The following is a 21,683-nucleotide window of genomic DNA, read 5'->3' as shown; positions in this document are numbered from 1 at the left end:
GGGCGACGATGCCGGAGCTTGAACAGGCGTCTCAACTTGAACAGGCGCCCCAGCTTGAACAGGCCTTGCGCGAGGTCGCCACCGAAATGGCGGAGCGTACCGATCGCGGCGACGTCGCCAGCTATATTCCCCAGCTCGGCAAGATCGATCCGAAAAAATTCGGCATCGCCGCGGTGACCAATGACGGCCGCGTGCTGACCGCGGGTGACGCCGACGAGGCGTTTTCAATCCAGAGCATCTCAAAGGTGTTCACGCTGACGCTGGCGCTCGGCAATGTCGGCGACGCGCTGTGGCAGCGGGTTGGGCGCGAACCTTCGGGCAATCCGTTCAACTCGATCGTCCAGCTCGAGCACGAGAACGGCATTCCGCGCAATCCATTCATCAATGCCGGCGCCATCGTGGTCTCAGACATCCTGCTTGCCGGCCATCAGCCGCGCGAGGCGATCGGCGAGATCCTGCGCTTTATCCAGTTCCTGGCCGATGACGACACGATCATCGTCGACCGTGAGGTCGCGGCGTCCGAACGCGCCACTGGCTTTCGCAATTTCGCGCTTGCCAATTACATGAAATCGTTCGGCAATCTCCACCATGCGCCGGAACTGGCGCTGGGCGTTTACTTTCACCATTGCGCTATCGCCATGAGCTGCCGGCAACTGGCCCTGGCCGGCCGCTTCCTCGCCAATGGCGGCAAGAACCCGGCGACCGGGCATTCCGTCGTCTCGGCAGAGCGCGCGCGCCGCATCGGCGCGATGATGCTGACCTGCGGCCACTATGACGGCTCCGGCGACTTCGCTTTCCGCGTCGGCATTCCCGGCAAGAGCGGCGTTGGCGGCGGTATATTGGGAATCGTGCCGGGCGTCGCCTCGCTTGCCGTCTGGTCGCCTGGCCTCAATGCCAACGGCAATTCCAGGCTGGGCTCGATCGCGCTGGAAAAACTGGCGAAGATAATGAACTGGTCGATCTTCGCACCATAGTGTCGTCGCCTGCAATTGGGGCAAAAAATCCCGCGCAGCCGATCGGCGACGCGGGACTTTTCTAATCAGAAAGTCTGGCTAATGCACGGAAAGGCTTAGAAAAAACCCTTCCGCTGCCACCAGCCGGCACGCTTTGGCTTGTCTTCGGCCTTTGCTTCCTCGGTCTTTGCCTCGTCGGGAACGATCGAGGAGACGACCGGGACGACCGGAGCATCCACCGGTACGGGCTTGCGCCGCGACGGCCGGACCTTCGGCGTTTCCTCGGCAGCCGCCACTTCGGTCTCCGGCGACACCGGCGCGGGGGTCTCGCCGGAAGCCACTGAGGCGGCCTCGGCAGCCGATGTCTCGGCGCCCGCAATCTCGGCAACTGCTTCCGCCGCAACCTTCTTCGGCTTGGCGGCGCGGCGCGGCTTCTTCGGCTTTTCGGCGCTCGGCATGTCGTCGTTCGCCGGAGCAAGCACCGCAAGCTCTTCGGCCGGCGGGGCACCTTCCGGTTCGCCGGTCACGGGCTCTGCTTCCGACACGGCACCTTCCGTCATGGCGGCTGGCTCGCCGGCGCTGGCTTCGACGCTGTCCTCGCCGTCTTCACGGCGATTGCGCTTGCCGCCGCGCTTGCCGCGCCGGCGCTTCTTGCCGTGACCGTCGTCCGCCGCTTCCGCCGTTTCGGCAACACCGGCCGGCGCTTCACGGCCCGCTTCGGCGCCTTGGTCGCCGGCGGCTACCAACGCATCGTCTGTCGGCGCCGAAACGGAAGCACCTTCCACAGCAGCGCCATGTTCGCGGTCCCGGTGGTCACGATCCCCGTGTTCACGATCCCCGTGTTCACGATCCTTGCCGCCCCGCCGTCTGCGGCGCTTGCGGCGCTTGCGATCGCGGCCTTCGCCGTCCTCGCCGGACCTTGGCTGCTGCGGCTGCTGCGCAAGGCGTGGCTGCTCGGCCTGCACCGGTGCCTCGTCTTCCTCCTCGATGACGATCTCCTCCTCGGGTTCTTCCGGCTCGACATAGGCCGGGAAGGTGCGCGCCTCGACGAAGCCTTCCGGCTTTTCGGCCAGCGCACCGCGGAAGATGGCATAGTGTTGTGCACCGACCGTATCATCGGCTTCGATGGTGATGGTGACACCGAAGCGGTGCTCGAATTCCACCAGCGTGCCGCGCTTGTGATTGAGCACATAGAGTGCGGTCGCTGCCGGCGTCCGCACCGTGATGTGGCTGCGCGAATCCTTGAGCAGGAATTCCTCGATTGCCCGCACCACCATCAGCGCGACCGATGAATCGGAGCGCACATGGCCGGTGCCGCCGCAATGCGGGCAAGGCTTCATCGTCGATTCCAGCACGCTGGCACGGATGCGCTGGCGCGACATCTCCATCAGGCCGAAATGCGAGATGCGGCCGACCTGGATGCGGGCACGATCGTTCTTGAGGTGATCCTTCAGCCGCTTCTCGACGGAGCGGTTGTTGCGGTTCTCCTCCATGTCGATGAAGTCGATGACGATGAGGCCGGCGAGATCGCGCAGCCTCAATTGCCGGGCGACTTCCTCGGCAGCTTCCAGATTGGTGTGAAGTGCGGTGTCCTCGATCGAGTGCTCCTTGGTGGAACGGCCCGAATTGACGTCGATGGCGACCAGCGCTTCCGTCTGGTTGATGATGATGTAGCCGCCGCTCTTCAGCGTCACCTGCGGCTGCAGCATGCGGTCGAGCTGCGCTTCGATGCCGTTGCGCACAAAGATCGGCGTCGTGTCGCGGAACGGCTGAACCACCTTGGCGTGGCTCGGCATCAGCATGCGCATGAAGTCCTTGGCCTCGCGGTAGCCTTCTTCGCCGGAAACCAGGATCTCGTCGATATCCTTGTTGTAAAGGTCGCGCACCGAGCGCTTGATCAGGCTGCCTTCCTCGTAAACCAGGGCAGGGGCCGTGGATTGCAGCGTCAGATTGCGGACGTTTTCCCAAAGCCGCATCAAATATTCGTAGTCGCGCTTGATCTCTGCCTTGGTGCGGCTTTCGCCGGCCGTACGCAGGATGACACCCATGCCCTGCGGCACTTCGAGATCGGCGACCACTTCCTTCAGCCGCTTGCGGTCCTGCGCATTGGTGATCTTGCGCGAAATGCCGCCGCCGCGCGCCGTGTTCGGCATCAGCACCGAATAGCGGCCGGCCAGCGACAGATAGGTGGTCAGCGCCGCGCCCTTGTTGCCGCGCTCTTCCTTGACGACCTGCACCAGCAGGATCTGCCGGCGCTTGATCACTTCCTGGATCTTGTACTGGCGGCGCACCGGCTTGCGGCGGTTGCGCACTTCTTCCAGCGCGTCTTCGGCACCGACCGATTCGACCTCGTGATCGTCCGAATGCGAGGATTGCACCTCTTCCAGCATGCCGCGATCATTGTCCTCGGAGGTTGCCTCGCCGCTTGTCTCGGCCCCGCCCGTCTCGGCTTCGCTTGTCTCGACTTGCGGGACGGCTTCCGAGATTACGTCGGCATCGACGCTGGCAGCGATGGAACTGGAACCGCCTTCGGACGGCTCGGTCTCGCCGCGATCGGCGACTTCATCGCTCTGTCCGGCGGCACCCTCGCTCTGTCCAGCAACGTCGGACATGGTTTCGCCATTGTCGGTAGCGGCATCCAGCTTTTCTGCGACGGCACCTTCGCCGTTCTCGCCACTCTCACCGTCGGACGCGCCTGCCTCGTGCCTGTGCTCGCCGCGGTCACGGCTCTTGCCGCCGCGCCGGCGTCCGCGCTTGCCACGGTCGCGGCTCTGGCGGTCCTCGCCTTCGGCGGCTTCCTCGTCCTCTTCGTCCTGGGCTTCCTGTGCTTCCGCACGCAGCAGCGCCTGACGGTCGGCGACCGGAATCTGGTAGTAGTCGGGATGTATTTCACTGAAGGCGAGGAAACCGTGACGGTTGCCGCCATATTCGACAAAGGCTGCCTGGAGGGAAGGTTCGACGCGCGTTACGCGGGCGAGATAGATATTTCCTTTGAGCTGCTTCTTGTCCTGGGATTCAAAGTCGAATTCTTCAATTCGGTTACCGCGAACGACGACAACGCGTGTTTCCTCCGGGTGGGAGGCGTCTATCAGCATTTTGTTGGGCATTATTTCGTTTCCTCCCGGCAGCCGTCGGCCGCAGCTTGCGGGGCAATGCCCGCTGCCGTGGACCTGGAACATGAGTGCCGGACAATTGAACGTCCGCCGGCCGCTGCCTGAGCGCCATGGCGGTGCCGCCCGCAGCCGTAGTGGCGCGGTTTGTTGCGGACCTTTCCATGATTGCGCTTGAAGCCATCGTCACCAGCAGAACCTTTTGAACCAAAGCCCGGGAAAAACCGGACCAGCTTGTTTGCTCATACAGAGCCGGCACGGGACAATCCCGGCCGTTTTGCTCACGCAGGCGATTCCCCCGCCACGGGAGCACGCCTGCGAAAATCGTCGCGATCACCGATGCCTTCTTCGCCTGAAGCGAAAGGAGCCGTCTTGCGTCTGACCTGTAGCAGGAAGCTGCGGAGGAGGACGGTTCCAGGATTGCAGTGATCCACCATCGCTTTTATGATTTGGCGGGTTGGAAGGCAACCCCGATTCCCGATGCCGGCAAAAAGCCGTTCCGCTGCGGAAGCACAGGTCCCAAGCCTTCCATGAAAAGGCTTGGTTAACCTTCTCTGGATACCAATCGTTAATCGAGTTCGCGGCCTGCCGGCCCTTTGACAAGCAACAGGGCCCTTCGACAAGCGGTCGGGCATGACGCCAAAACGGGAGCGACTGGTAGAAAGATGGGACTGGCAGGCTTCGCAGACAAGGGCCGTCATCATGGAGGCTGGTTCTTCCGCACGGTCTGGCTGCCGTCGCTGATCCTGGCTTGGCTGGTCTTTTCGCCGCTTTCGCGTGCTGCCGACGCACCGCTTGGTGCCACGAGCTACAAGATGGCCGGCGATGCTACCAAGATGCGCATCGTCATCAATTTCGACCGCGAGCCCGACATCAAATGGTTCCTGCTGCGCGGCCCCGATCGCCTGGTCATCGATCTGCCGGCCACGAGATTCGCTCTCAATGCCAAGGATGTAAAGCCGCGCGGGCTTGTCCGCGCAGTGCGTTACGGCGAGCTCGGCGAGGGGAAATCGCGGCTGATTCTCACCGGCAAGGGACCGTTCGCCGTTGACAACCTCGACGTGCTCAAGAACGGTGACGGCAACGGCTACCGCATCGCCATCGACATGTCGGCGGCGTCGCAGCGAGAATTCGACGCTGCGCTCGCCAATCAGGCGCTGACGACCGGCTCGACGGTCTCCGCCGACAAGGCCGGCAGGGTCGGTACCGGGCCGGTCTCCAATCCGGGCCATCGTTTCACCGTCGTCGTCGATCCCGGCCATGGCGGCATCGACGGCGGTGCCGAGGGCCTGAACGGTACGGTCGAAAAGAACGTGACGCTCGCCTTTGCCATGGAACTGCGCGACAAGCTCGCCGCCAGCGGCAAATACGACGTGTTCCTGACGCGCGAAACGGACGAGTTCCTGCGGCTCGACGACCGCGTGCGCATTGCCCGCCAGCATGAGGCCGACCTGCTCATCTCGATCCATGCGGACACGATCAGCCTCAAGGGCATTCGCGGTGCAACCGTCTACACCGTGTCCGACAAGGCTTCCGATCCCGAGGCGCAGGCGCTTGCCGACCGTGAAAATCTTTCCGACCAGTTCGCCGGCATGGAGATCAAGGACGACAGCAAGGAAGTGACCGATATCCTGATCGACCTGATCCGCCGCGAGACGCATAATTTTTCGATGAGCTTCGCCCATACTCTCGTCGGCCAGCTTTCCACCAGCGTCGGTCTGATCAACAACCCGCAGCGTTCTGCCGGCTTCAAGGTGCTGAAGGCGCCGGACGTTCCATCCGTGCTGGTCGAACTCGGCTATCTGTCGAACGCCAAGGACGAAGCGCAGTTGCTCAGCGCCGATTGGCGCAACAAGGCGACCCAGAGCATAACCAATGCCGTTGCCCTGTTTGCTTCGGCCAGAAGCGGAACGGGGGCCGGAGGCTGAAATGCCTACCGGCGCCACAACCTGAAGCAGCGTTGCACGGCGACAACACCCCTGTGCTTTTATTTCCGGCATTCGAAACCGAAATCCCGCGCTGCCGTATTTTGCCCACATGGTCGCGACATGGATTTTGCGATTACGGTTTGGGATCGTCCCGAAAGCTTGCGTGAAGGGCGGCTTCGTTTAGGAAATTCCCGAACCAAGGACTGGAGCGGGTATGATTCGTCTCATTGGCTATTTCTTCGGCATCGGCACGACGCTGGCCCTTTTGGTCGCGGCGGGCGTGGCGATTTATATCGGCCATTTGTCGAAGGACCTGCCCGATTACGAGGTGCTGGCCAAATACGAGCCGCCGGTGACGACCCGCATCCACGCGTCGGATGGCGCGCTGATGGCCGAATATGCGCGTGAGCGGCGGCTTTATCTGCCGATTCAGGCGATCCCGGATCGTGTCAAGGCGGCCTTCCTGTCGGCCGAGGACAAGAATTTTTACAATCACCCCGGCATCGACGTGACCGGCCTTGGCCGCGCCATTGTCGTCAACCTGCAGAATGTTGGCTCGGGAAAGCGCCAGGTCGGCGCCTCGACGATTACCCAGCAGGTGGCGAAAAACTTCCTGTTGTCTTCAGATCAGACCTACGAGCGTAAGATCAAGGAGATGATCCTCGCCTTCCGCATCGAGCAGGCCTATTCGAAGGATCGCATTCTCGAGCTCTATCTCAACGAAATTTTCTTCGGCTTCGGCGCCTATGGCGTCGCCGGTGCTGCACTCACCTATTTCGACAAATCGGTGAACGAGCTCACCGTGGCCGAAGCCGCCTATCTCGCCTCCCTGCCAAAGGGGCCGAACAACTACCATCCCTTCAAGCATGCCGATCGCGCCTTGGAGCGCCGCAACTGGGTCATCGACCAGATGGTCGAGAACGGCTACGTCACGCATGAAGAAGGCGAGAAGGCCAAGGCCGAGCCGCTCGGCGTCACGCCGCGCCGCACCGGCAACTATCTCTTCGCCGGGGAGTATTTCACCGAGGAAGTGCGTCGCCAGATCATCGCGCGCTATGGCGAGAATGCGCTCTACGAAGGCGGCCTTTCCGTCCGCACGACGCTCGATCCGAAGATGCAGCTGATTGCCCGCAAGGCCATGCAGAACGGTCTCATGAAGTTCGACACGTTGCGCGGCTACCGCGGGCCGGTCACGAGCATTGACATTTCCGGCGACTGGGGCGTGCCGCTGGGCAACGTCAAGCGATTGGAGGACGTGCCGGAATGGTCGCTCGCCGTCGTGCTCGACAGCTCTGCCACCGGCCTGTCCATCGGCCTGCAGCCGACGCGCCAGATCTCCGGTGATATCGTGAAGGACCGCGTCGAAGGCACCGTCAGCAAGGAAGACATGAGCTTCGCCATGCGCCACGTCGTCGGTGGCAGGACCGTCAAGGCGAAGTCGCCGGCCGACGTGCTGAAGCCGGGCGACGTGATTTTCGTGCAGAAGAACGAGGGCTCGGACAACAGCTACAGCTTGCGCCAGGTTCCCGAAGTGGAAGGCGGCCTGATCGCCATGGATCCGCATACCGGACGCGTCCTGGCCATGGTCGGCGGTTTCTCCTACGCGCAGTCGGAGTTCAACCGGGCGACGCAGGCCATGCGCCAGCCCGGATCGTCGTTCAAGCCGATCGTCTATTCGGCCGCCCTCGACAATGGCTATACGCCCGCCTCCGTGATCATGGACGGGCCGATCACCATCCAGAGCGGCAACACGACCTGGACGCCCAAGAATTACGACGGAACGGTTGCCGGCCCGGCGACCTTGCGCTCCGGTATCGAGAAATCGCGCAATCTGATGACGGTGCGGCTTGCCAACGACATGGGCATGAAGCTGGTCGTGGAGTATGCCGAGCGTTTCGGCGTCTACGACCATCTGGCGCCGTATCTGCCGATGGCGCTGGGATCAGGCGAGACTACGGTGATGCGCATGGTGTCGGCCTATTCGATCATGGCCAATGGCGGCAAGTCGATCAAGCCGTCGCTGATCGACCGCATCCAGGACCGCTACGGCAAGACCGTCTTTAGGCAGGACGAACGCGGCTGCTCGAACTGCAACGCCGCCGAGTGGCAGAACCAGCCAGAGCCCGAGCTGGTCGACAATTCCGAGCAGGTGCTCGATCCGATGACCGCCTACCAGATCACATCGATGATGGAGGGCGTCGTGCAACGCGGCACCGGCGCCACCATCAACGAGCTCGGCCGTCACATCGCCGGCAAGACCGGAACGACCAATGACGAAAAGGATGCCTGGTTCATCGGCTATACGCCGAACCTCGTTGTCGGCCTTTATATGGGCTACGATCAGCCGAAAGGCCTTGGCAAGGGCGCGACCGGCGGCGGCCTTGCCGCGCCGATCTTCAAGGATTTCATGCGCGTGGCGCTGGACGGCACGCCCAATGTCGACTTCAAGGTTCCGGAAGGCATGAAGCTGATTGCGATCAATCGCAAGACCGGCATGCGAGCCAACGCGGGCGACGCCGGAACCATCATCGAAGCCTTCAAGCCGGGTACCGGTCCCGCCGACAGCTATTGGGTGATCGGCATGGGTGCGGACGGCTCCAACGCCACCGGCGGGGCGCTGTCGCCGCAGGCCAACCAGGCCATCCAGTCGGGCGGCGGCGGGCTCTACTGATAATCGCTGCATCGGGTCGGACCGGCTTGACGATGATGGTCGAGCCGGTCCATTCCGCTTTACGGAGGCCGGTACATAAAGGGGCCGGCGCTTTACAGGAGACCGTGCCGTCCCTATGTATCGCGCCACCAAACCGCCATCCAGCAACAGGACATAACAGCCAGCCATGCGCGCGGAAACGCAAAACATTGTCGACGAGATCAGGCAGGCAATCACCCTGCTGAGGAGGCATCTTTGACTGGGACCAAGCCATAAAGCGGCTTGAGTACCTGAACGTCCGTGCCGAGGATTCGAGCCTCTGGAACGAGCCGCTGGAAGCGCAAAAGCTGATGCGCGAGCGTCAGGGCCTCGAGGAAGGCATTGCCGCGGTCAAAGGCCTCACCCAGGCCCTGGAAGACAATATCGGCCTCATCGAGCTTGGCGAGGAAGAGGGCGACGAGGGTGTCATCGCGGAGGCCGAAGCGGCGATCCGCTCGATGCGCGGCGAGGCCAAGGCGCGCCAGATCGAAACGCTGCTGTCGGGCGAGGCTGACGCCAACGATAGCTATCTGGAAGTCCATGCCGGCGCCGGCGGCACCGAAAGCCAGGACTGGGCCTCGATGCTTCTGCGCATGTATACGCGCTGGGCCGAGCGGCGCCGCTTCAAGGTCGAGGTGCTTGAAGTGCATGACGGCGAAGAAGCCGGTATCAAGTCCGCCACGCTGCTGATCAAGGGCCACAACGCCTATGGCTGGCTGAAGACGGAATCGGGCGTGCATCGTCTCGTGCGGATTTCGCCCTATGACAGCAATGCGCGCCGCCACACCTCCTTCGCCAGCGTCTGGGTCTATCCCGTCATCGACGATACGATCGACATCGACGTTTCCGAATCCGACGTCCGCATCGACACGTATCGGTCGTCGGGATCGGGCGGCCAGCACGTCAACACCACCGATTCGGCGGTGCGCATAACCCATCTCGCCACCGGCATCGCGGTTGCCTGCCAGGCCGAGCGCTCCCAGCACAAGAACAAGGCCAAGGCCTGGGAAATGCTGCGCTCCCGGCTTTACGAGGAAGAGCTGAAGAAGCGCGAAGCGGTGGCGAACGCCACCGAAGCGTCGAAGAGCGATATTGGCTGGGGCCACCAGATACGGTCCTACGTGCTGCAGCCCTATCAGCTGGTGAAAGATCTGCGCACCGGCGTCGAGAGCACCAGCCCGTCGAGCGTGCTCGACGGCGACCTCGACGATTTCATGGAAGCCTCGCTGTCGCAGCGGATCGAAGGTGGCGCCGGCGAAACGGTGGCCGATATCGACTGAGGCGCCGGGCACCAATCCGGCAGGAACGTGGGTTCATCACGCGAGCGTTACGGCCACCGCGCGAGAGTGACGAGCTCTCAATTCGCACTTACCTGTCGTTCTACAACTTTGTTTTTCATCGGATTCTTCAAGATCGATTTCCGCTTTTGACGCGGATGTCGCGGGCCGCCGGTGCCAAGCCTGGAACCAGCGCGAGCCAAATCCCGTTATTGGCGATCCCGTTGCCGGGCTTGACCAGGTTTCGTCAATCAGGGCGGCAGGTTGGTTCCGACTGCAGAGGTCGGCGTTCGGTTGCGACAGCAATTGCTTGCGCCAACCAAGGAATCAGCCCAGCATTCATGCGCTGGGGAGGAAAAAAGCATTTATGGCCGGACGCGGCGTATCTGCGACCTGACGATCCGGCCACTGGGAAGACACGTTCCGGGAACGGGCAAGCGAGATGCTTGACAACCGTTGATAGGAACTGCGCTCATGCTTGCTCTCACAACCAGACCGGCCCCAGTCGCCCGCACGGCGCGCCGACTCCTGAATTCACTTGTCGCGGCAGTGGTTTTGATTGCTGCCGCCATTCCATTTGCGGCGCCTGCTCTGGCGCATGATGCCAAACCGACCGCGGCCATGCCGCAAGGCTGGAGCTATCCGTTCTCCTGCTGCTCGGGCTATGATTGCCGCGAGGTCTCTCAGACATCGATCAGCGAACGTCCGGAGGGCTATGTCATCAAAGGAACCGGGGAGGTCGTGGCCTATAGCGACAAGCGGATCAAGAATTCGCCCGACGGCGAATATCATTGGTGCTCCGTTGCCGGTGCCAATGACGGAAAGACCATCTGCCTGTTCGTGCCGCCATCGTCCTATTAGCGCATGACGCCCAAAGCTTGCCGACGGGCTGACCCGAAGGTGCGCCGGCTTTGGCTCGATGAGCCTTCGATCGGCACTCCAGCACTTTTAACCTGCCTATCGCAGGCTCACAGGCCTGCTGACTGGCAGTTGTCAGGAGCGTTTCTTTATGCTGCCTTTGCCGTACGGGGCGGCGGCATTGTGAGGGACCAATTCATGACCATCAAGGCAAGCTGCCACTGCAAGGCGACGACGTTCGAGGTTTCGCAAGCGCCGCAGACGGTGACGCGATGCACCTGTTCCTTCTGTTCGAAACGCGGTTCGTTGTGGGCCTATTACACCCCATCGCAATTCAGACTCACCAGCTCGCCGGAGAATGTCTCGTTCTACCTGTGGGGATCGAAAACCATAAAACACGGTTTTTGCGCCACCTGCGGCTGTGGCACCTTCACCGAGACGCCGGACTGGTCGACAGGCGAGCCGAATTTCGACAATCCGAAGATCAGCGTGAACTCGCGGCTGTTCGACGATTTCGATCTCGACACGGTCGAAGTGGTGGTCATCGACGGCAAGAATCTCTGGTAGCCGATCGAATTGCGGTGGTCGCGCGAGCCGCTGCAGGCGTGTGGAATTGAGCCGGGGAAAGCCGCGGCAACGGCTTTTGCTGGTCCGCTTTTCGCCGCATTTCATGTTACAAGTCGCTGGAAGGGCTGATGCGGTGCGCCGTTGCGCGGCCGTGGAATGGAGAGGGACCACCGTATGAAAAAGATTGTGCTCGCCGTCGTGGCGACGGCTGTGCTCGTGAGCGCATGCACCACCGATCCCTACACCGGGGAACAGAAGGTTTCCAACACCGCTGCCGGCGCCGGTCTCGGTGCTTTGGCGGGTGCCGGGCTCGGCATGCTTGCCGGCGGTAACGACCGCCGCAACGCGCTGATCGGCGCGGGCATCGGCGCGCTTGCCGGCGGTGCCATCGGTGCCACCATGGACCAGAACGAGGCCGAACTGCGCCGACAGCTTCAGGGCACCGGCGTCAGCGTCACCCGCACCGGCGACCAGATCATCCTCAATATGCCGTCCGACATTACCTTCAACGTCGACCAGGACGCGGTGAAGGCCGGTTTCTATCCGGTGCTGAATTCAGTGGCCCTTGTGCTGAAAAAGTTCCGCCAGACCACGGTCGACGTGTTCGGCCACACCGACTCGACCGGCAGCGACGAGCACAATTTCGACCTTTCGCAGCGCCGTGCTTTGGCGGTCGCCAACTATCTGTCCGGACAGGGCGTCGATTCCCGCCGCTTCGCCGTCACCGGCTTCGGCAAGACGCGTCCGATCGCCTCCAACGCGACCGCTGCCGGCCGGGCTCAGAACCGCCGCGTCGAGATACAGCTGTCGCCGCTTACCTGAGGCAAGCGCACGAACCGGCAGCGGCCCCGCAAGGGGCCGCTCTAATGGCTATGCCGGCCCTCTGGCCGCCGGCACCCTTCGTTCGTGATGTCAGGACCGGGCCGGCTGATCGACAATCGCGGCAACGATCCGGCGCACGATCGGAAGCACAATCAGCAGACTGGGAAACGCGACAAGCCATGAAGCGCCCCATGCATAGCTCCAGGCTGCTATAAACCCGTTCGTCCAGCCTGCGCCGATTGCCGTCGAAACCGCCGAGACAATCGAGGACATCAGAATCGAAAGAACCAGCGGCATCACCACCGCGCCGTAGGAGGGCGGCAGCTTTCTCAACTTGAAGGCTCGGTCCGGTGATGCTTGCATCGAAATCTCCTAATCAGAAATATGCATAGGCGTTATTGTGAGGACGATCAGGCGGCATATGCCGTCTGCAGCGCCAATTCCCGAATGAAGCTTCGCAGCGAACGCGGCTCGCGGCCAAGCACGGCACGCAACGTCAGGCTGTTCCCGCCGAGGCCGTATTTGGCGTAGTGGCTGTGTACCTTGGCCAGCATCTGCAATTGCCGGTCGGTATAGGGAAGGCGGGCCTTCGCCGCCCAGTCCTTAAATGTCGGCTCGCCCGCCGAAACCGGCCGGCCAAGCGCTTCGCTCATCATGGCGACGACCTCTTCGCGGCTGTGCATACCGTCGGCGCACAGCTCGAGGGTCGCATAGGACAAACGTGCTTCGGTCAATGCGATTGCCGCCACTTCAGCCACATCGCGATAGTCGACGCGGGCGAGCTTCGCCGTCCTTGGAAACGGCTCGGCGAAAACGCCGTGCTCGACGACGGACGGCCAGGCCCCCGCAATATTTTGCATGAAATTGGCCGGGTGCAGAATGGTGTATTCCATGTTCGTCGAATAGAGGGCAGCTTCGACGGGTACCTTGCTTGCATGGTTTTCCAGCCTCGTATTGGTCGGCTGGATCACCGACGAAAAGACGAACTTTCGAACGCCTGCTCGCGCCGCCGCCTCAACCATGGCAACCCCCATGGCGGCTTCGTCGGGAGCAAAGGCCGGTCCGATGTGAAAGACACCGTCGACACCTTTCACGGCCTGCTCAAGGCTCTGATGGTTGCGCAGATCTCCGATCGCGATCTCGGATGCGCCGGCTTTCCGGGCTTTTTCGGCACTCGCGGCGTCACGAACAAGCGCCCGAATCCTGGCATTGCGGCCGACGAGTTCAGGCACTACCAAACCGGCAACGCGGCCTGCGGCGCCTACGACCAGGATGGTTGGACTGGACGTTCGCATGACGATCTCCTTCCCTCGAGTCTGCCTTTCGGCCTGTGCAGGGAAGATAAAATCTAGCGAACTGCGTTACAATTAATCGAATTTGCGATAGTTTCTCCCGATTTTCGGGAGAATGAGCGATGAGCCGGATAGATGATTTCGAAGCCTTCATTGCCATTGTCGAGCATGGCAGCCTGACGGCTGCCGCGCGCCGGCTGAACCGCTCGCTGCAGTCGGTCAGCCGGTCCCTGGCGACATTGGAGGAATCAATCGGGGTCGAGCTTCTGCACAGGACGACACGCCGCTCGAGGCCGAGCGAAGCCGGAGCGGCCTTTTTCCAGCGCATCAAACCCGCCGTCGAGGAAATTAACGAAGCCAGGCTTCAGGCGGCCAATCGACGGTCGGAGCCATCGGGCATCCTGCGTGTGAGTGCCCCTGTTTTGTTCGGCCCGGACTTCCTCGTGCCGGTTATCGCCGACTACATGCGGACATATCCCCGGGTCGAGGTTGACCTCAAGCTTTCCGATGAATTTGTCGATCTTGATGCCGAGGGTCTCGATCTGGCGGTAAGAATCGGCAATTTGCCGGATTCCAATTTACGTGCGAAGCGCCTGGGCGCGCTGCGACGCGTGGTGTTCGGCGCACCTGCCTACTTCCAGCAACACGGCCGACCGGCCCATCCGCTCGAATTGCGTGAGCATGAATGCATCGTACGAACCGTCGACGGCCGCCCAGGCGAATGGGTGTTTCAGATTGAAGGCAAGCCCCGGCCGGTGAAGGTCGCGGGCACCTTCCGGTCGAATTTGATGATATCGATCTATGCAGCCGCGGTTCACGGATTGGGATTGGGCTACTCGCCGCTTTGGCAGGTAAAACACTTGGTGGACGACGGCTGCCTGGAGCTGGCTCTGACCGACTTCGAGCCAGTGCCGGTGCCGATACACGCCGTGTGGCCGGAAGGCAGATCATCCTCGGCCAAAGTCCGCGCTTTTCTGGACCTGTTGGCATCCCGCCTGGAACTCAAGAACCTTTAGGCGCAGACCAAACTCAACGCCGATCTTACCTCATCGACATCAAGTTCGTGATGAGAACAGCCGTGGCGGCATCGAGTGCGGGTTGATGAACCTCCGAATGACCGATGTCCTTCAGCTGTTCGGTCGTCAGATCTGCCAGTGCTCTGCGTCTCGCGACGGTCCGCCGCCATCCCGTGAAGGCAGCGATCATCATTGCTGCGCCTTTCAGGCTAGACCCAAGCAAGCGTTTGGACATGCTGCGGGCAGCGCGAGTTGCCGTGTGAGCCATTGTTTTGGTCTCCCATTTCGAGTTTGCGGATGGGAGCGTGCCACGCAGGGGTTTTCGGGCTGTTCGGCTGTGCGTGAACAACTGGGAGAAGTCCGGCGATCCGCCGTTAAATCGGTGTTAAATCGATCCGCCGAGATGCTATTCTGTCGCTGCATAGAAGCCTGGAGACGATTTGTGCGCATCCGGTTGCTTGGTGGCCTGGCGGTTACTTCCCCGGAGCATCGGCCTGTCCGGTTCGCCACACGCAAGACTTCGCTCCTTTTTGCTGCTCTGGTTCTCGCGGGCCGCCGCGGCCATGGTCGCGAGCAGCTTTCCGAAGCCTTTTGGCCGGGGCGAAGCAACGGGCAGGCCCGCAATAGTTTGCGGCAAGCGCTGGTCGACATCAGGCGCACGTTCCCCGCCAGCTCGGATGCAGCCGTCTACATCTATGGGGATCAGGAAACCGTTGCGCTGATTGCCGGTCCGGATGAGGCGGACATCTCGATCTTCGACAGGAAATTGGAGCAGGGCCGAACCGCCGATCTCGCCTTCGCCGCCGATCTCTACCGCGGCGAGCTGCTTGCCGGGCAAGCCATCCCTGACGAACTGGACGAGTGGTTTGGACCGTATCTGAGCAAGTATCAGCGCAAGGCGCTGCAATTGGTCGACCGGCTGAGCCTGGCGCTGCCCGCACCCGGCTCAGCCGAAGAGACGGCCTGCGAAGGGCTCGCGGAGAGATTGCTCGCCTCGGATCCGACGGCGGAGGCAGCCCATCGGGCGCTTATCCGCATCCACGCTCATCGAGGCCACGAAAACGCCGCCTTGCGTCAGTTCGAGCTGTGTCGGGCAGCTTTAAGGAAACATCTGAACGCCGAGCCTGAAGAGCAGACAAGCTCGCTGGCGGCTTCCCTGCAGTCCCGTGAACGACCTGAACATCAGCGGCCGGAGCCAAGCTCTGGCGCCGCATCACTGGCGCCGGTTCTGGCAGTCCCGACGAGGCGCGACGACCAGCCATCGATTGCGGTGCTGCCGTTTCAGAACCTAAGCGGTGATATCGAGCAGGAATATTTTGCCGACGGCATGGTGGAAGACATTGTCACCGCCTTGGCTCACTTTCGTCACCTGTTCGTAGTCGCACGGAATTCGAGCTTCACCTACAGGGGACGGTCCATAGACATAAAGCAGGTCGGGCGTGAGCTGGGCGTGCGCTATGTGGTCGAGGGAAGTGTTCGCCGGGCGGGCGACCGCCTGCGCATCGCCGGGCAGCTCATCGACACCTCGACGGAGGCCTATCTCTGGGCCGACCGTTTTGACGGGATGCTCGCCGAAGTCTTCGATCTGCAGGACCAGGTCGCCTCGAGTATTGTCGGCGCAATCACACCGAAAATGGAGGAGGCTGAGATCGAGCGTGCCAAACGCAAGCCGACAGAAAGCCTCGACGCTTATGATTACTACCTCCGCGGGCTGGCGGCCTTTGACCGGACGATCACTAGTAGATCGGCCATCGACGATGCCTTGCGCCTCTTCATGAAAGCGATCGACCGTGACCCGGAGTTTGCCGCAGCCTATGCGCGGGCGGCGCGGTGCTACGCCACCCGAAAAAGCAACGGCTGGATGGTCGACCGCGCGAAAGAGAATGCCGAGGCTACTCGACTGGCCAGGAGAGCGGTCGAACTCGGAAGGGACGATGCGATTGCGCTTTCCTTCGGTGGATACGTCCTCGGCTACGTAGGTGGCGACCTTGACGACAGTGCGGCTTGCATCGATCGCGCGCTCGTTCTCAACCCGAATCTAGCGGCCGCGTGGGGCCTAAGCAGCTGGGTCAAGGCTTGCTTTGGCGAGCCAGGCAAGGCCGTCGAGCACGCCGCGCTTGCCATGCGCCTAAGCCCATTGGATCCACGTCTGTTCGCTTGGCAATTCAACACCGGGCTCGCTCATTTTTGTGCCGGCCACTACGATGACGCCGCCGCTTGGGCGGGAAAGTCGCTACGGTACCAACCGAACTACGTGAGCGCGATGCGTGTAGTGGCGGCGAGTCATGCCCTGGCGGGACGCCTGTCGGAAGCGCAGCAGACTATGGCCCGGGTCTGCGAGGTCGATCCCTCGCTGCGGCTCTCGAATCTCGCCGAGGTGCTGCCGCCGTTTTATCGACCGGACGATCGCAGCAGATATATCGAAGGCCTTCGCAAGGCGGGGCTGCCGGACTGACTGGCGGCAACGCTTCGCGCGGCCATGGGACGCGCAAGCTGGATATCAGACCTTGGCGACGATCCGCATGAAGGCCGGCATGTCGTCGCCGAAGCCGACGGTCGCGTCATTGTCTTCCTGGCGCTGGCGGGCAGGGCGCTCGCGCTGCGGCCTGGTGTCGCCGCGTTCGGGCACACGCCGTTCGTTGCGATCGGGCGAAGCCTTCCGTTCAGGTGAAGCCTGGCGCTCGCTGTTTTCCGAGCGGATCGCCTCCTTGCGGGTACGCCGCTCGCCAATATCGGCGACGGCGGCTTCGGCCACGACCGGCTGTTCCTCGCTAACCGCTTCCGGCGCTGCTTCTTCGCTGCGCTTGGCGTGGCGTTCACGCGGCTTGCGCTCGCCCCTGTCCTTGGCGTCGTCCTTACGCCCGGCGCGGCGTGGCGCACCACGGCCACGGCGCGGGGCCTCGTCCTCGCCGCCCTCGCTGGCGACGACTGTCGACAGGTCGCCGTCATGCCACTCGATCTTGGTGCCGATCAGCCGTTCGATGGCGTCGATGTATTTGGTGTCCGATTTGGTCGCGATGGTGAAGGATTTGCCGGAGCGTCCGGCGCGGCCGGTGCGGCCGATGCGGTGGACATAATCCTCGGCGTGGATCGGCACGTCGTAGTTGAAGACATGGCTGACGTCGGGAATGTCGAGGCCGCGCGCCGCGACGTCCGAAGCGACGAGGTAGCGCAGCTTGCCGTCACGGAAATTGGCCAGCATCTGCATGCGCGCGCGCTGGTCCATGTCGCCGTGCAGAGCGCCGGCGTCGAAATCATATTTGAGCAGCGAACGGAACAGCTCCGACACCTCGACCTTGCGGTTGCAGAAGATGATGGCGTTCTTCAGCTCGGCATCCTCGGCCTTCATCAGATTGCGCAGCGTCTCGCGCTTGTCCCAGGGTTTCGGGCCGGATTTCACCAGCCGCTGGGTGATGTTGGTGGCGGCCGATGCTGCCTTCGACACTTCGACGCGCACCGGCGCGTGCAGGAATTTCTCGGTGAGCTTGGTGATTTCCGGTGGCATCGTCGCCGAGAAGAACAGCGTTTGCCTGGTGAACGGGATCATTTCGCAGATGCGCTCGATATCGGGGATGAAGCCCATGTCGAGCATGCGGTCGGCCTCGTCGATGACGAGGATCTCGACGCCGTTGAGCAGGAGCTTGCCGCGTTCGCGATGGTCGAGCAGGCGGCCTGGCGTCGCGATCAGCACGTCGGCGCCGCGCTCGAGCTTCTTGTCTTGCTCGTCGAAGGACACGCCGCCGATCAGCAGCGCGATATTGAGCTTGTGGTTCTTGCCGTATTTGACGAAGTTTTCCTCGACCTGCGCGGCGAGCTCGCGCGTCGGCTCGAGGATCAGCGTGCGCGGCATGCGGGCGCGGGCGCGGCCCTTTTCCAGCCGGGTGAGCATCGGCAGGACGAAGGACGCCGTCTTGCCGGTGCCGGTCTGGGCAATGCCCAGCACATCCTTGCCGAGCAAGGCGTGCGGGATAGCACCAGCCTGGATCGGCGTCGGCTCGGTGTAGCCGGCATCGGTAACTGCGGAAAGGACCTTCGGCGACAGGCCGAGGTCTGCGAAGGTCAACGCTTCTTGAGCGATCTGGGTGTCTGAGGACAAGTTTGGCGGTCTTTGGCTGGTTCGGGGGCGCAACATAAGCAGTCGCGGCAAGCGCCGCGCGCCTGCAAGATTGGTATTGCAGGTAGGCGCAAGCCCACGATTTGTCAACACAAACGGGCGGCATTGGCGCGATTGTGAAGTCGTAACCTTAATCGCGATGGTTACCGCATCGCCGATGCCGACTTTCCAGGAAGGCAACAGTTTTTTCCGCACCAGCGCAAGTGTTGCGGATCAGCAACGCCTTGCTGCATTCATCCCGATTGCACGGCAAAATTGCATTTAGGATTTGAGTTGGAGCAGAAACCTTGACACGAATGATTCATCCATTTTTCTTAGTCGAGGGGCCACATCATGAAAAAAATTCTTCTCTCTGCCGCATTTGTGGCACTTGCCTTGATGCCGGCGATGGCGGCCGACGTCGTGGAGTTGCCGGTTGCGTCAACATACAACTGGACGGGCTTTTATTTAGGCGCGCATGTCGGCGGCGGCAAAAGCAAGGTGGACTGGGAATATAGCCTTAACGGGGCGACGGCTGATCACGATGGCAGCGGTGCTCTAGGCGGCGTTCAGGCCGGCTACAATTTCCAGAGCGGAAATATAGTCTATGGTATCGAGGCGGATATCGCGGCCGCCAAGATCGATGGGGACACATCTTGCCCAAACCCAGCCTACACTTGCGAGTCCGATGTAAAGATGCTCGGTTCGTTGCGGGGTCGAATTGGCTACACGATGGACAGGCTGCTGATTTACGGTACCGGTGGTCTCGGCTATGGAACCATAGAGATTGGCACCAGTGGTCCCGTCGGGACGAACGATACCACGAAGACCAAAGCAGGCTGGACGCTGGGTGCGGGCCTGGAATATGCCTTTAATGATCACTGGTCGCTCAAGGGCGAATACAAGTATTTCGATCTAGGCAAGGGCGATTATACGGTCGACGGCGGCGAGAATGTCGAGGCAAAGGTCCGGATACACACCGGAGTTGTCGGCCTGAACTACAAGTTCTAAATCGTAAGGATCGGTTGCGGCGAGACTTTGTGTTGCACTGGACCCGGCCTCGTGCCGGGTTTTACTTTTGTCGTTTAATACCTGAACTGTTCGGCGAGAATGCGCTCGTTCCACGAATGGTTGGGATCGAACAGCAGTGTCGCCGTTGCCGTCGGCGATTCCCTTACCGTGACCGTCGTCACCGCCTTGACCTCGGTGTGATCGGCGGCGGCGTTCACCGGCCGCTTTTCCGGCTCCAGAATGTCGAAACGCACGCTCGCCTTGTTGGAGAGCAGCGCGCCGCGCCAGCGGCGCGGACGAAACGGGCTGACCGGGGTCAGCGCCAGCAGCGGAGCGTCGAGCGGCAGGATCGGCCCGTGCGCGGACAGATTGTACGCGGTCGAGCCGGCCGGCGTCGCAATCATCACGCCGTCGCAGTGCAATTCCTCCAGCCGCTCTTGCCCATCCACGGTGATGCGGATCTTGGCGGTCTGGTAGGACTGGCGCCAAAGCGCGACCTCGTTGATCGCCAGCGCCGAAATCGTCTCGCCCTCCGCCGTAACTGCCTGCATCTCCAACGGACGGATCGTTTCGGCAACGGCCGCCGCGATGCGCCCGGTCAAGCCGCTGGCGCGGTATTCGTTCATCAGGAAACCGATGGTGCCACGGTTCATGCCGTAGACCTTCTTTCCCGTGCTCATCGTCTCACGCAGGGTCTGCAGCAGAAAGCCGTCGCCGCCAAGCGCCACGACGATCCCGGCTTCTTCGACGGATGCCTGGCCGTAACGCGCAGAAAGGCTTTCCAGCGCCGCATTGGCGTCGGCTGTACCGGATGAGACGAAGGCGAAACGGCTGGCGGTTTTGCTCATGGCTCTCAACGACAACCGATTGGCGACGACCGTTTGGCGACGATTGGCGGCGACCGGTTGCTGGGCCGCGCCAGCGCCGGGTTAGCATGGGTGGGCATTTCTGCAAAGGGAGGGAGGAGTCTTGATATGGCGGCCGAACAGGGCGGACTCGCGCATCATGTCGGAGGACAAAATGATGTGATGGTTAAGGCTCGCCTTAAACTCTCGTAAAGCCGGATCGATCATGTTAGCCGGCAGCGGACGGGCGGCGTGGGGGCTAACCAGTCGAGGCCGATCTATTGCCGCTGGCACGCTTGATTATCGTCTTCCTGATGCTGGCAAGTTTTGCCCTGGCTTTCGCGGAACTGGTGCGCCAGTCGGAGGAAAAGAGTTTCAGACCGCAGCCCACCGCCTCACGCTGCGGCGACGCGGCGGGGACACCCTGTCCGCAAAGGGCGCTTTGACGTTACTACGCTGGTCCTTAACGGGCGAGCAGATGACAGCCGGCCTGGCGCTTTTGCGCGAGATACTCGTCGACAAGCTGGCGATAGCGGACTCTCCCGAAGCTCGGGAAATGGCCGCCATGCACGACCGAGACAGCGAGATCGCGCAGGCGCAGCAGCGTTTCGACATAGTCGTCGATATCGGAGTGATAGACGTCGTCGATCAGCGGGCCGTCATAGATGATGTCGCCGGAAAACAGGATGCCTGTCCTGTTTTCGTAGAGCGCAATGCCGCCGGGTGAATGACCGGGCGTGTGGATCACCTCGAAGGCACGGTCGCCGAGATCGAGGATATCGCCTTGCTCGAGCAACCGGTCGGCTGGTGCGGGCAGGATCCGGTAGCGCTTCGTGTCCCAGCCTTGCGGCATGCCGTCGAACATCTCGTCGGTGGCATAGCGGTCGGCAACCGTCCATTCGTTGCGCGGGTCGGCGAGGACCCCGGCCTCGGCCGGGTGCACGCAGCGGTCGGGAAATTCGTGATGGCAGCCGATATGATCGAAATGCGTGTGGCTGGCCACGCAGGTGAGCTTGCGCTCCGTGACCAGCGGCACGTGGCGGCGCAGGCTGAAATGGCCAAGGCCGGTGTCGAACAGAAGATCGCGGTCGCGGCCGCGCACATGCCAGATGTTGCAGCGGAAAAACGGCTTGATCCACGGCTCGTGGATCAGCGTCACGCCATCGCCCATGCGGATGGTTTCGTACCAGTGGCCGGCGTCGATGGTTGGAAGCGTGCCCAT

The 21,683-nt window shown here is 62.1% G+C and carries 18 protein-coding genes; 11 read left to right on the top strand and 7 right to left on the bottom strand.

Translation table 11 applies throughout. From position 1 onward, the window contains the following. Positions 1-8: 8 nt before the first annotated feature. Positions 9-974, top strand: coding sequence for a glutaminase (locus NKH17_RS11610; protein ID WP_254817099.1), 966 nt, complete (start codon positions 9-11; stop codon positions 972-974). A gap of 95 nt (positions 975-1,069) precedes the next feature. Here NKH17_RS11610 and NKH17_RS11605 read toward each other — a convergent pair whose 3' ends face one another. Then, positions 1,070-4,060, bottom strand: a complete 2,991-nt coding sequence (locus NKH17_RS11605) for an Rne/Rng family ribonuclease (protein ID WP_352970811.1) — start codon at positions 4,058-4,060, stop codon at positions 1,070-1,072. A gap of 668 nt (positions 4,061-4,728) precedes the next feature. On the opposite strand from NKH17_RS11605, the gene NKH17_RS11600 reads away from it, so the two are divergent. The 6 genes from NKH17_RS11600 (at position 4,729) to NKH17_RS11575 (ending at position 12,204) form a co-directional block, all read left to right on the top strand. Then, positions 4,729-5,991: an N-acetylmuramoyl-L-alanine amidase gene (locus NKH17_RS11600; protein WP_352477458.1), complete on the top strand. Its 1,263-nt coding sequence runs from the start codon at positions 4,729-4,731 to the stop codon at positions 5,989-5,991. Positions 5,992-6,205: 214 nt separating this feature from the next. Next, positions 6,206-8,662 (top strand): penicillin-binding protein 1A, encoded by a 2,457-nt coding sequence (locus tag NKH17_RS11595; protein WP_352477460.1) that lies wholly within the window; start codon positions 6,206-6,208, stop codon positions 8,660-8,662. Between the two features lie 166 nt (positions 8,663-8,828). Further along, positions 8,829-9,960, top strand: a protein-coding gene (gene prfB / locus NKH17_RS11590) for a peptide chain release factor 2 (RefSeq protein ID WP_352451084.1) whose coding sequence is annotated in 2 segments (ribosomal slippage) — positions 8,829-8,894 and positions 8,896-9,960 — 1,131 coding nt in all. Because the reading frame shifts where the segments join, the coding sequence is not laid out codon by codon here. Between the two features lie 471 nt (positions 9,961-10,431). After that, positions 10,432-10,818 carry a hypothetical protein gene (locus tag NKH17_RS11585; protein WP_352477462.1) on the top strand — a complete coding sequence of 129 codons (387 nt, stop codon included), beginning with the start codon at positions 10,432-10,434 and terminating at the stop codon, positions 10,816-10,818. A gap of 195 nt (positions 10,819-11,013) precedes the next feature. Further along, on the top strand, positions 11,014-11,382 hold the full coding sequence (locus tag NKH17_RS11580; protein WP_352477463.1) for a GFA family protein: 369 nt from the start codon (positions 11,014-11,016) through the stop codon (positions 11,380-11,382). Positions 11,383-11,556: 174 nt separating this feature from the next. Further along, positions 11,557-12,204 (top strand): YiaD family glycine zipper/OmpA-like lipoprotein, encoded by a 648-nt coding sequence (locus NKH17_RS11575; RefSeq protein ID WP_254817106.1) that lies wholly within the window; start codon positions 11,557-11,559, stop codon positions 12,202-12,204. Between the two features lie 90 nt (positions 12,205-12,294). Here NKH17_RS11575 and NKH17_RS11570 read toward each other — a convergent pair whose 3' ends face one another. Continuing rightward, positions 12,295-12,567, bottom strand: coding sequence for a DUF2798 domain-containing protein (locus NKH17_RS11570; RefSeq protein ID WP_023679921.1), 273 nt, complete (start codon positions 12,565-12,567; stop codon positions 12,295-12,297). Between the two features lie 47 nt (positions 12,568-12,614). Next, positions 12,615-13,499, bottom strand: a complete 885-nt coding sequence (locus NKH17_RS11565; protein ID WP_352806064.1) for an NmrA/HSCARG family protein — start codon at positions 13,497-13,499, stop codon at positions 12,615-12,617. A 119-nt stretch (positions 13,500-13,618) separates the two neighbouring features. On the opposite strand from NKH17_RS11565, the gene NKH17_RS11560 reads away from it, so the two are divergent. Beyond that, a complete protein-coding gene (locus NKH17_RS11560) occupies positions 13,619-14,512 on the top strand; it encodes a LysR family transcriptional regulator (RefSeq protein WP_352477465.1) in 894 nt (297 codons plus the stop codon). A 25-nt stretch (positions 14,513-14,537) separates the two neighbouring features. Here the strand turns inward: NKH17_RS11560 and NKH17_RS11555 are convergent, their stop codons facing one another. After that, positions 14,538-14,702: a YjiS-like domain-containing protein gene (locus NKH17_RS11555; RefSeq protein WP_352578265.1), complete on the bottom strand. Its 165-nt coding sequence runs from the start codon at positions 14,700-14,702 to the stop codon at positions 14,538-14,540. A gap of 252 nt (positions 14,703-14,954) precedes the next feature. Between NKH17_RS11555 and NKH17_RS11550 the strand changes: the two genes are divergently transcribed. Further along, positions 14,955-16,967 carry a BTAD domain-containing putative transcriptional regulator gene (locus NKH17_RS11550; RefSeq protein ID WP_352477468.1) on the top strand — a complete coding sequence of 671 codons (2,013 nt, stop codon included), beginning with the start codon at positions 14,955-14,957 and terminating at the stop codon, positions 16,965-16,967. Between the two features lie 45 nt (positions 16,968-17,012). On the opposite strand, the gene NKH17_RS11545 is transcribed toward NKH17_RS11550, so the two are convergent. Next, positions 17,013-18,608: a DEAD/DEAH box helicase gene (locus NKH17_RS11545; protein WP_352896752.1), complete on the bottom strand. Its 1,596-nt coding sequence runs from the start codon at positions 18,606-18,608 to the stop codon at positions 17,013-17,015. Between NKH17_RS11545 and NKH17_RS11540 the strand changes: the two genes are divergently transcribed. Both NKH17_RS11540 and NKH17_RS11535 read left to right on the top strand, forming a co-directional pair. Beyond that, the gene (locus tag NKH17_RS11540) at positions 18,595-18,891 is read left to right on the top strand and encodes a hypothetical protein (RefSeq protein ID WP_352477470.1); all 297 of its coding nucleotides are present in this window, start codon (positions 18,595-18,597) and stop codon (positions 18,889-18,891) included. The two genes, NKH17_RS11545 and NKH17_RS11540, sit on opposite strands and share 14 nt — an antisense overlap. A 68-nt stretch (positions 18,892-18,959) precedes the next feature. Continuing rightward, positions 18,960-19,616, top strand: coding sequence for an outer membrane protein (locus NKH17_RS11535; protein WP_352477471.1), 657 nt, complete (start codon positions 18,960-18,962; stop codon positions 19,614-19,616). A 74-nt stretch (positions 19,617-19,690) separates the two neighbouring features. Here NKH17_RS11535 and NKH17_RS11530 read toward each other — a convergent pair whose 3' ends face one another. Both NKH17_RS11530 and NKH17_RS11525 read right to left on the bottom strand, forming a co-directional pair. Further along, positions 19,691-20,464 carry an NAD kinase gene (locus NKH17_RS11530; RefSeq protein ID WP_254817113.1) on the bottom strand — a complete coding sequence of 258 codons (774 nt, stop codon included), beginning with the start codon at positions 20,462-20,464 and terminating at the stop codon, positions 19,691-19,693. A 460-nt stretch (positions 20,465-20,924) separates the two neighbouring features. Further along, entirely contained in the window at positions 20,925-21,683 is a 759-nt protein-coding gene (locus NKH17_RS11525; RefSeq protein ID WP_352902714.1) for an MBL fold metallo-hydrolase, read from the bottom strand.

It is taken from the genome of Mesorhizobium sp. M1334, assembly GCF_040317995.1.
GTDB lineage: Bacteria > Pseudomonadota > Alphaproteobacteria > Rhizobiales > Rhizobiaceae > Mesorhizobium.
The sequence above is the reverse complement of the archived record's forward strand: the minus strand, read 5'-3'. Positions and strand labels throughout refer to the sequence as shown.

Coding starts and splice junctions, on each gene's coding strand:
- NKH17_RS11610 (WP_254817099.1), top strand. CDS start 9: ATGCCGGAGCTTGAACAGGCGTCTCAACTTGAACAGGCGCCCCAGCTT.
- NKH17_RS11605 (WP_352970811.1), bottom strand. CDS start 4,060: ATGCCCAACAAAATGCTGATAGACGCCTCCCACCCGGAGGAAACACGC.
- NKH17_RS11600 (WP_352477458.1), top strand. CDS start 4,729: ATGGGACTGGCAGGCTTCGCAGACAAGGGCCGTCATCATGGAGGCTGG.
- NKH17_RS11595 (WP_352477460.1), top strand. CDS start 6,206: ATGATTCGTCTCATTGGCTATTTCTTCGGCATCGGCACGACGCTGGCC.
- NKH17_RS11585 (WP_352477462.1), top strand. CDS start 10,432: ATGCTTGCTCTCACAACCAGACCGGCCCCAGTCGCCCGCACGGCGCGC.
- NKH17_RS11580 (WP_352477463.1), top strand. CDS start 11,014: ATGACCATCAAGGCAAGCTGCCACTGCAAGGCGACGACGTTCGAGGTT.
- NKH17_RS11575 (WP_254817106.1), top strand. CDS start 11,557: ATGAAAAAGATTGTGCTCGCCGTCGTGGCGACGGCTGTGCTCGTGAGC.
- NKH17_RS11570 (WP_023679921.1), bottom strand. CDS start 12,567: ATGCAAGCATCACCGGACCGAGCCTTCAAGTTGAGAAAGCTGCCGCCC.
- NKH17_RS11565 (WP_352806064.1), bottom strand. CDS start 13,499: ATGCGAACGTCCAGTCCAACCATCCTGGTCGTAGGCGCCGCAGGCCGC.
- NKH17_RS11560 (WP_352477465.1), top strand. CDS start 13,619: ATGAGCCGGATAGATGATTTCGAAGCCTTCATTGCCATTGTCGAGCAT.
- NKH17_RS11555 (WP_352578265.1), bottom strand. CDS start 14,702: ATGATCGCTGCCTTCACGGGATGGCGGCGGACCGTCGCGAGACGCAGA.
- NKH17_RS11535 (WP_352477471.1), top strand. CDS start 18,960: ATGAAAAAAATTCTTCTCTCTGCCGCATTTGTGGCACTTGCCTTGATG.
- NKH17_RS11530 (WP_254817113.1), bottom strand. CDS start 20,464: ATGAGCAAAACCGCCAGCCGTTTCGCCTTCGTCTCATCCGGTACAGCC.
- NKH17_RS11525 (WP_352902714.1), bottom strand. CDS start 21,683: ATGGGCACGCTTCCAACCATCGACGCCGGCCACTGGTACGAAACCATC.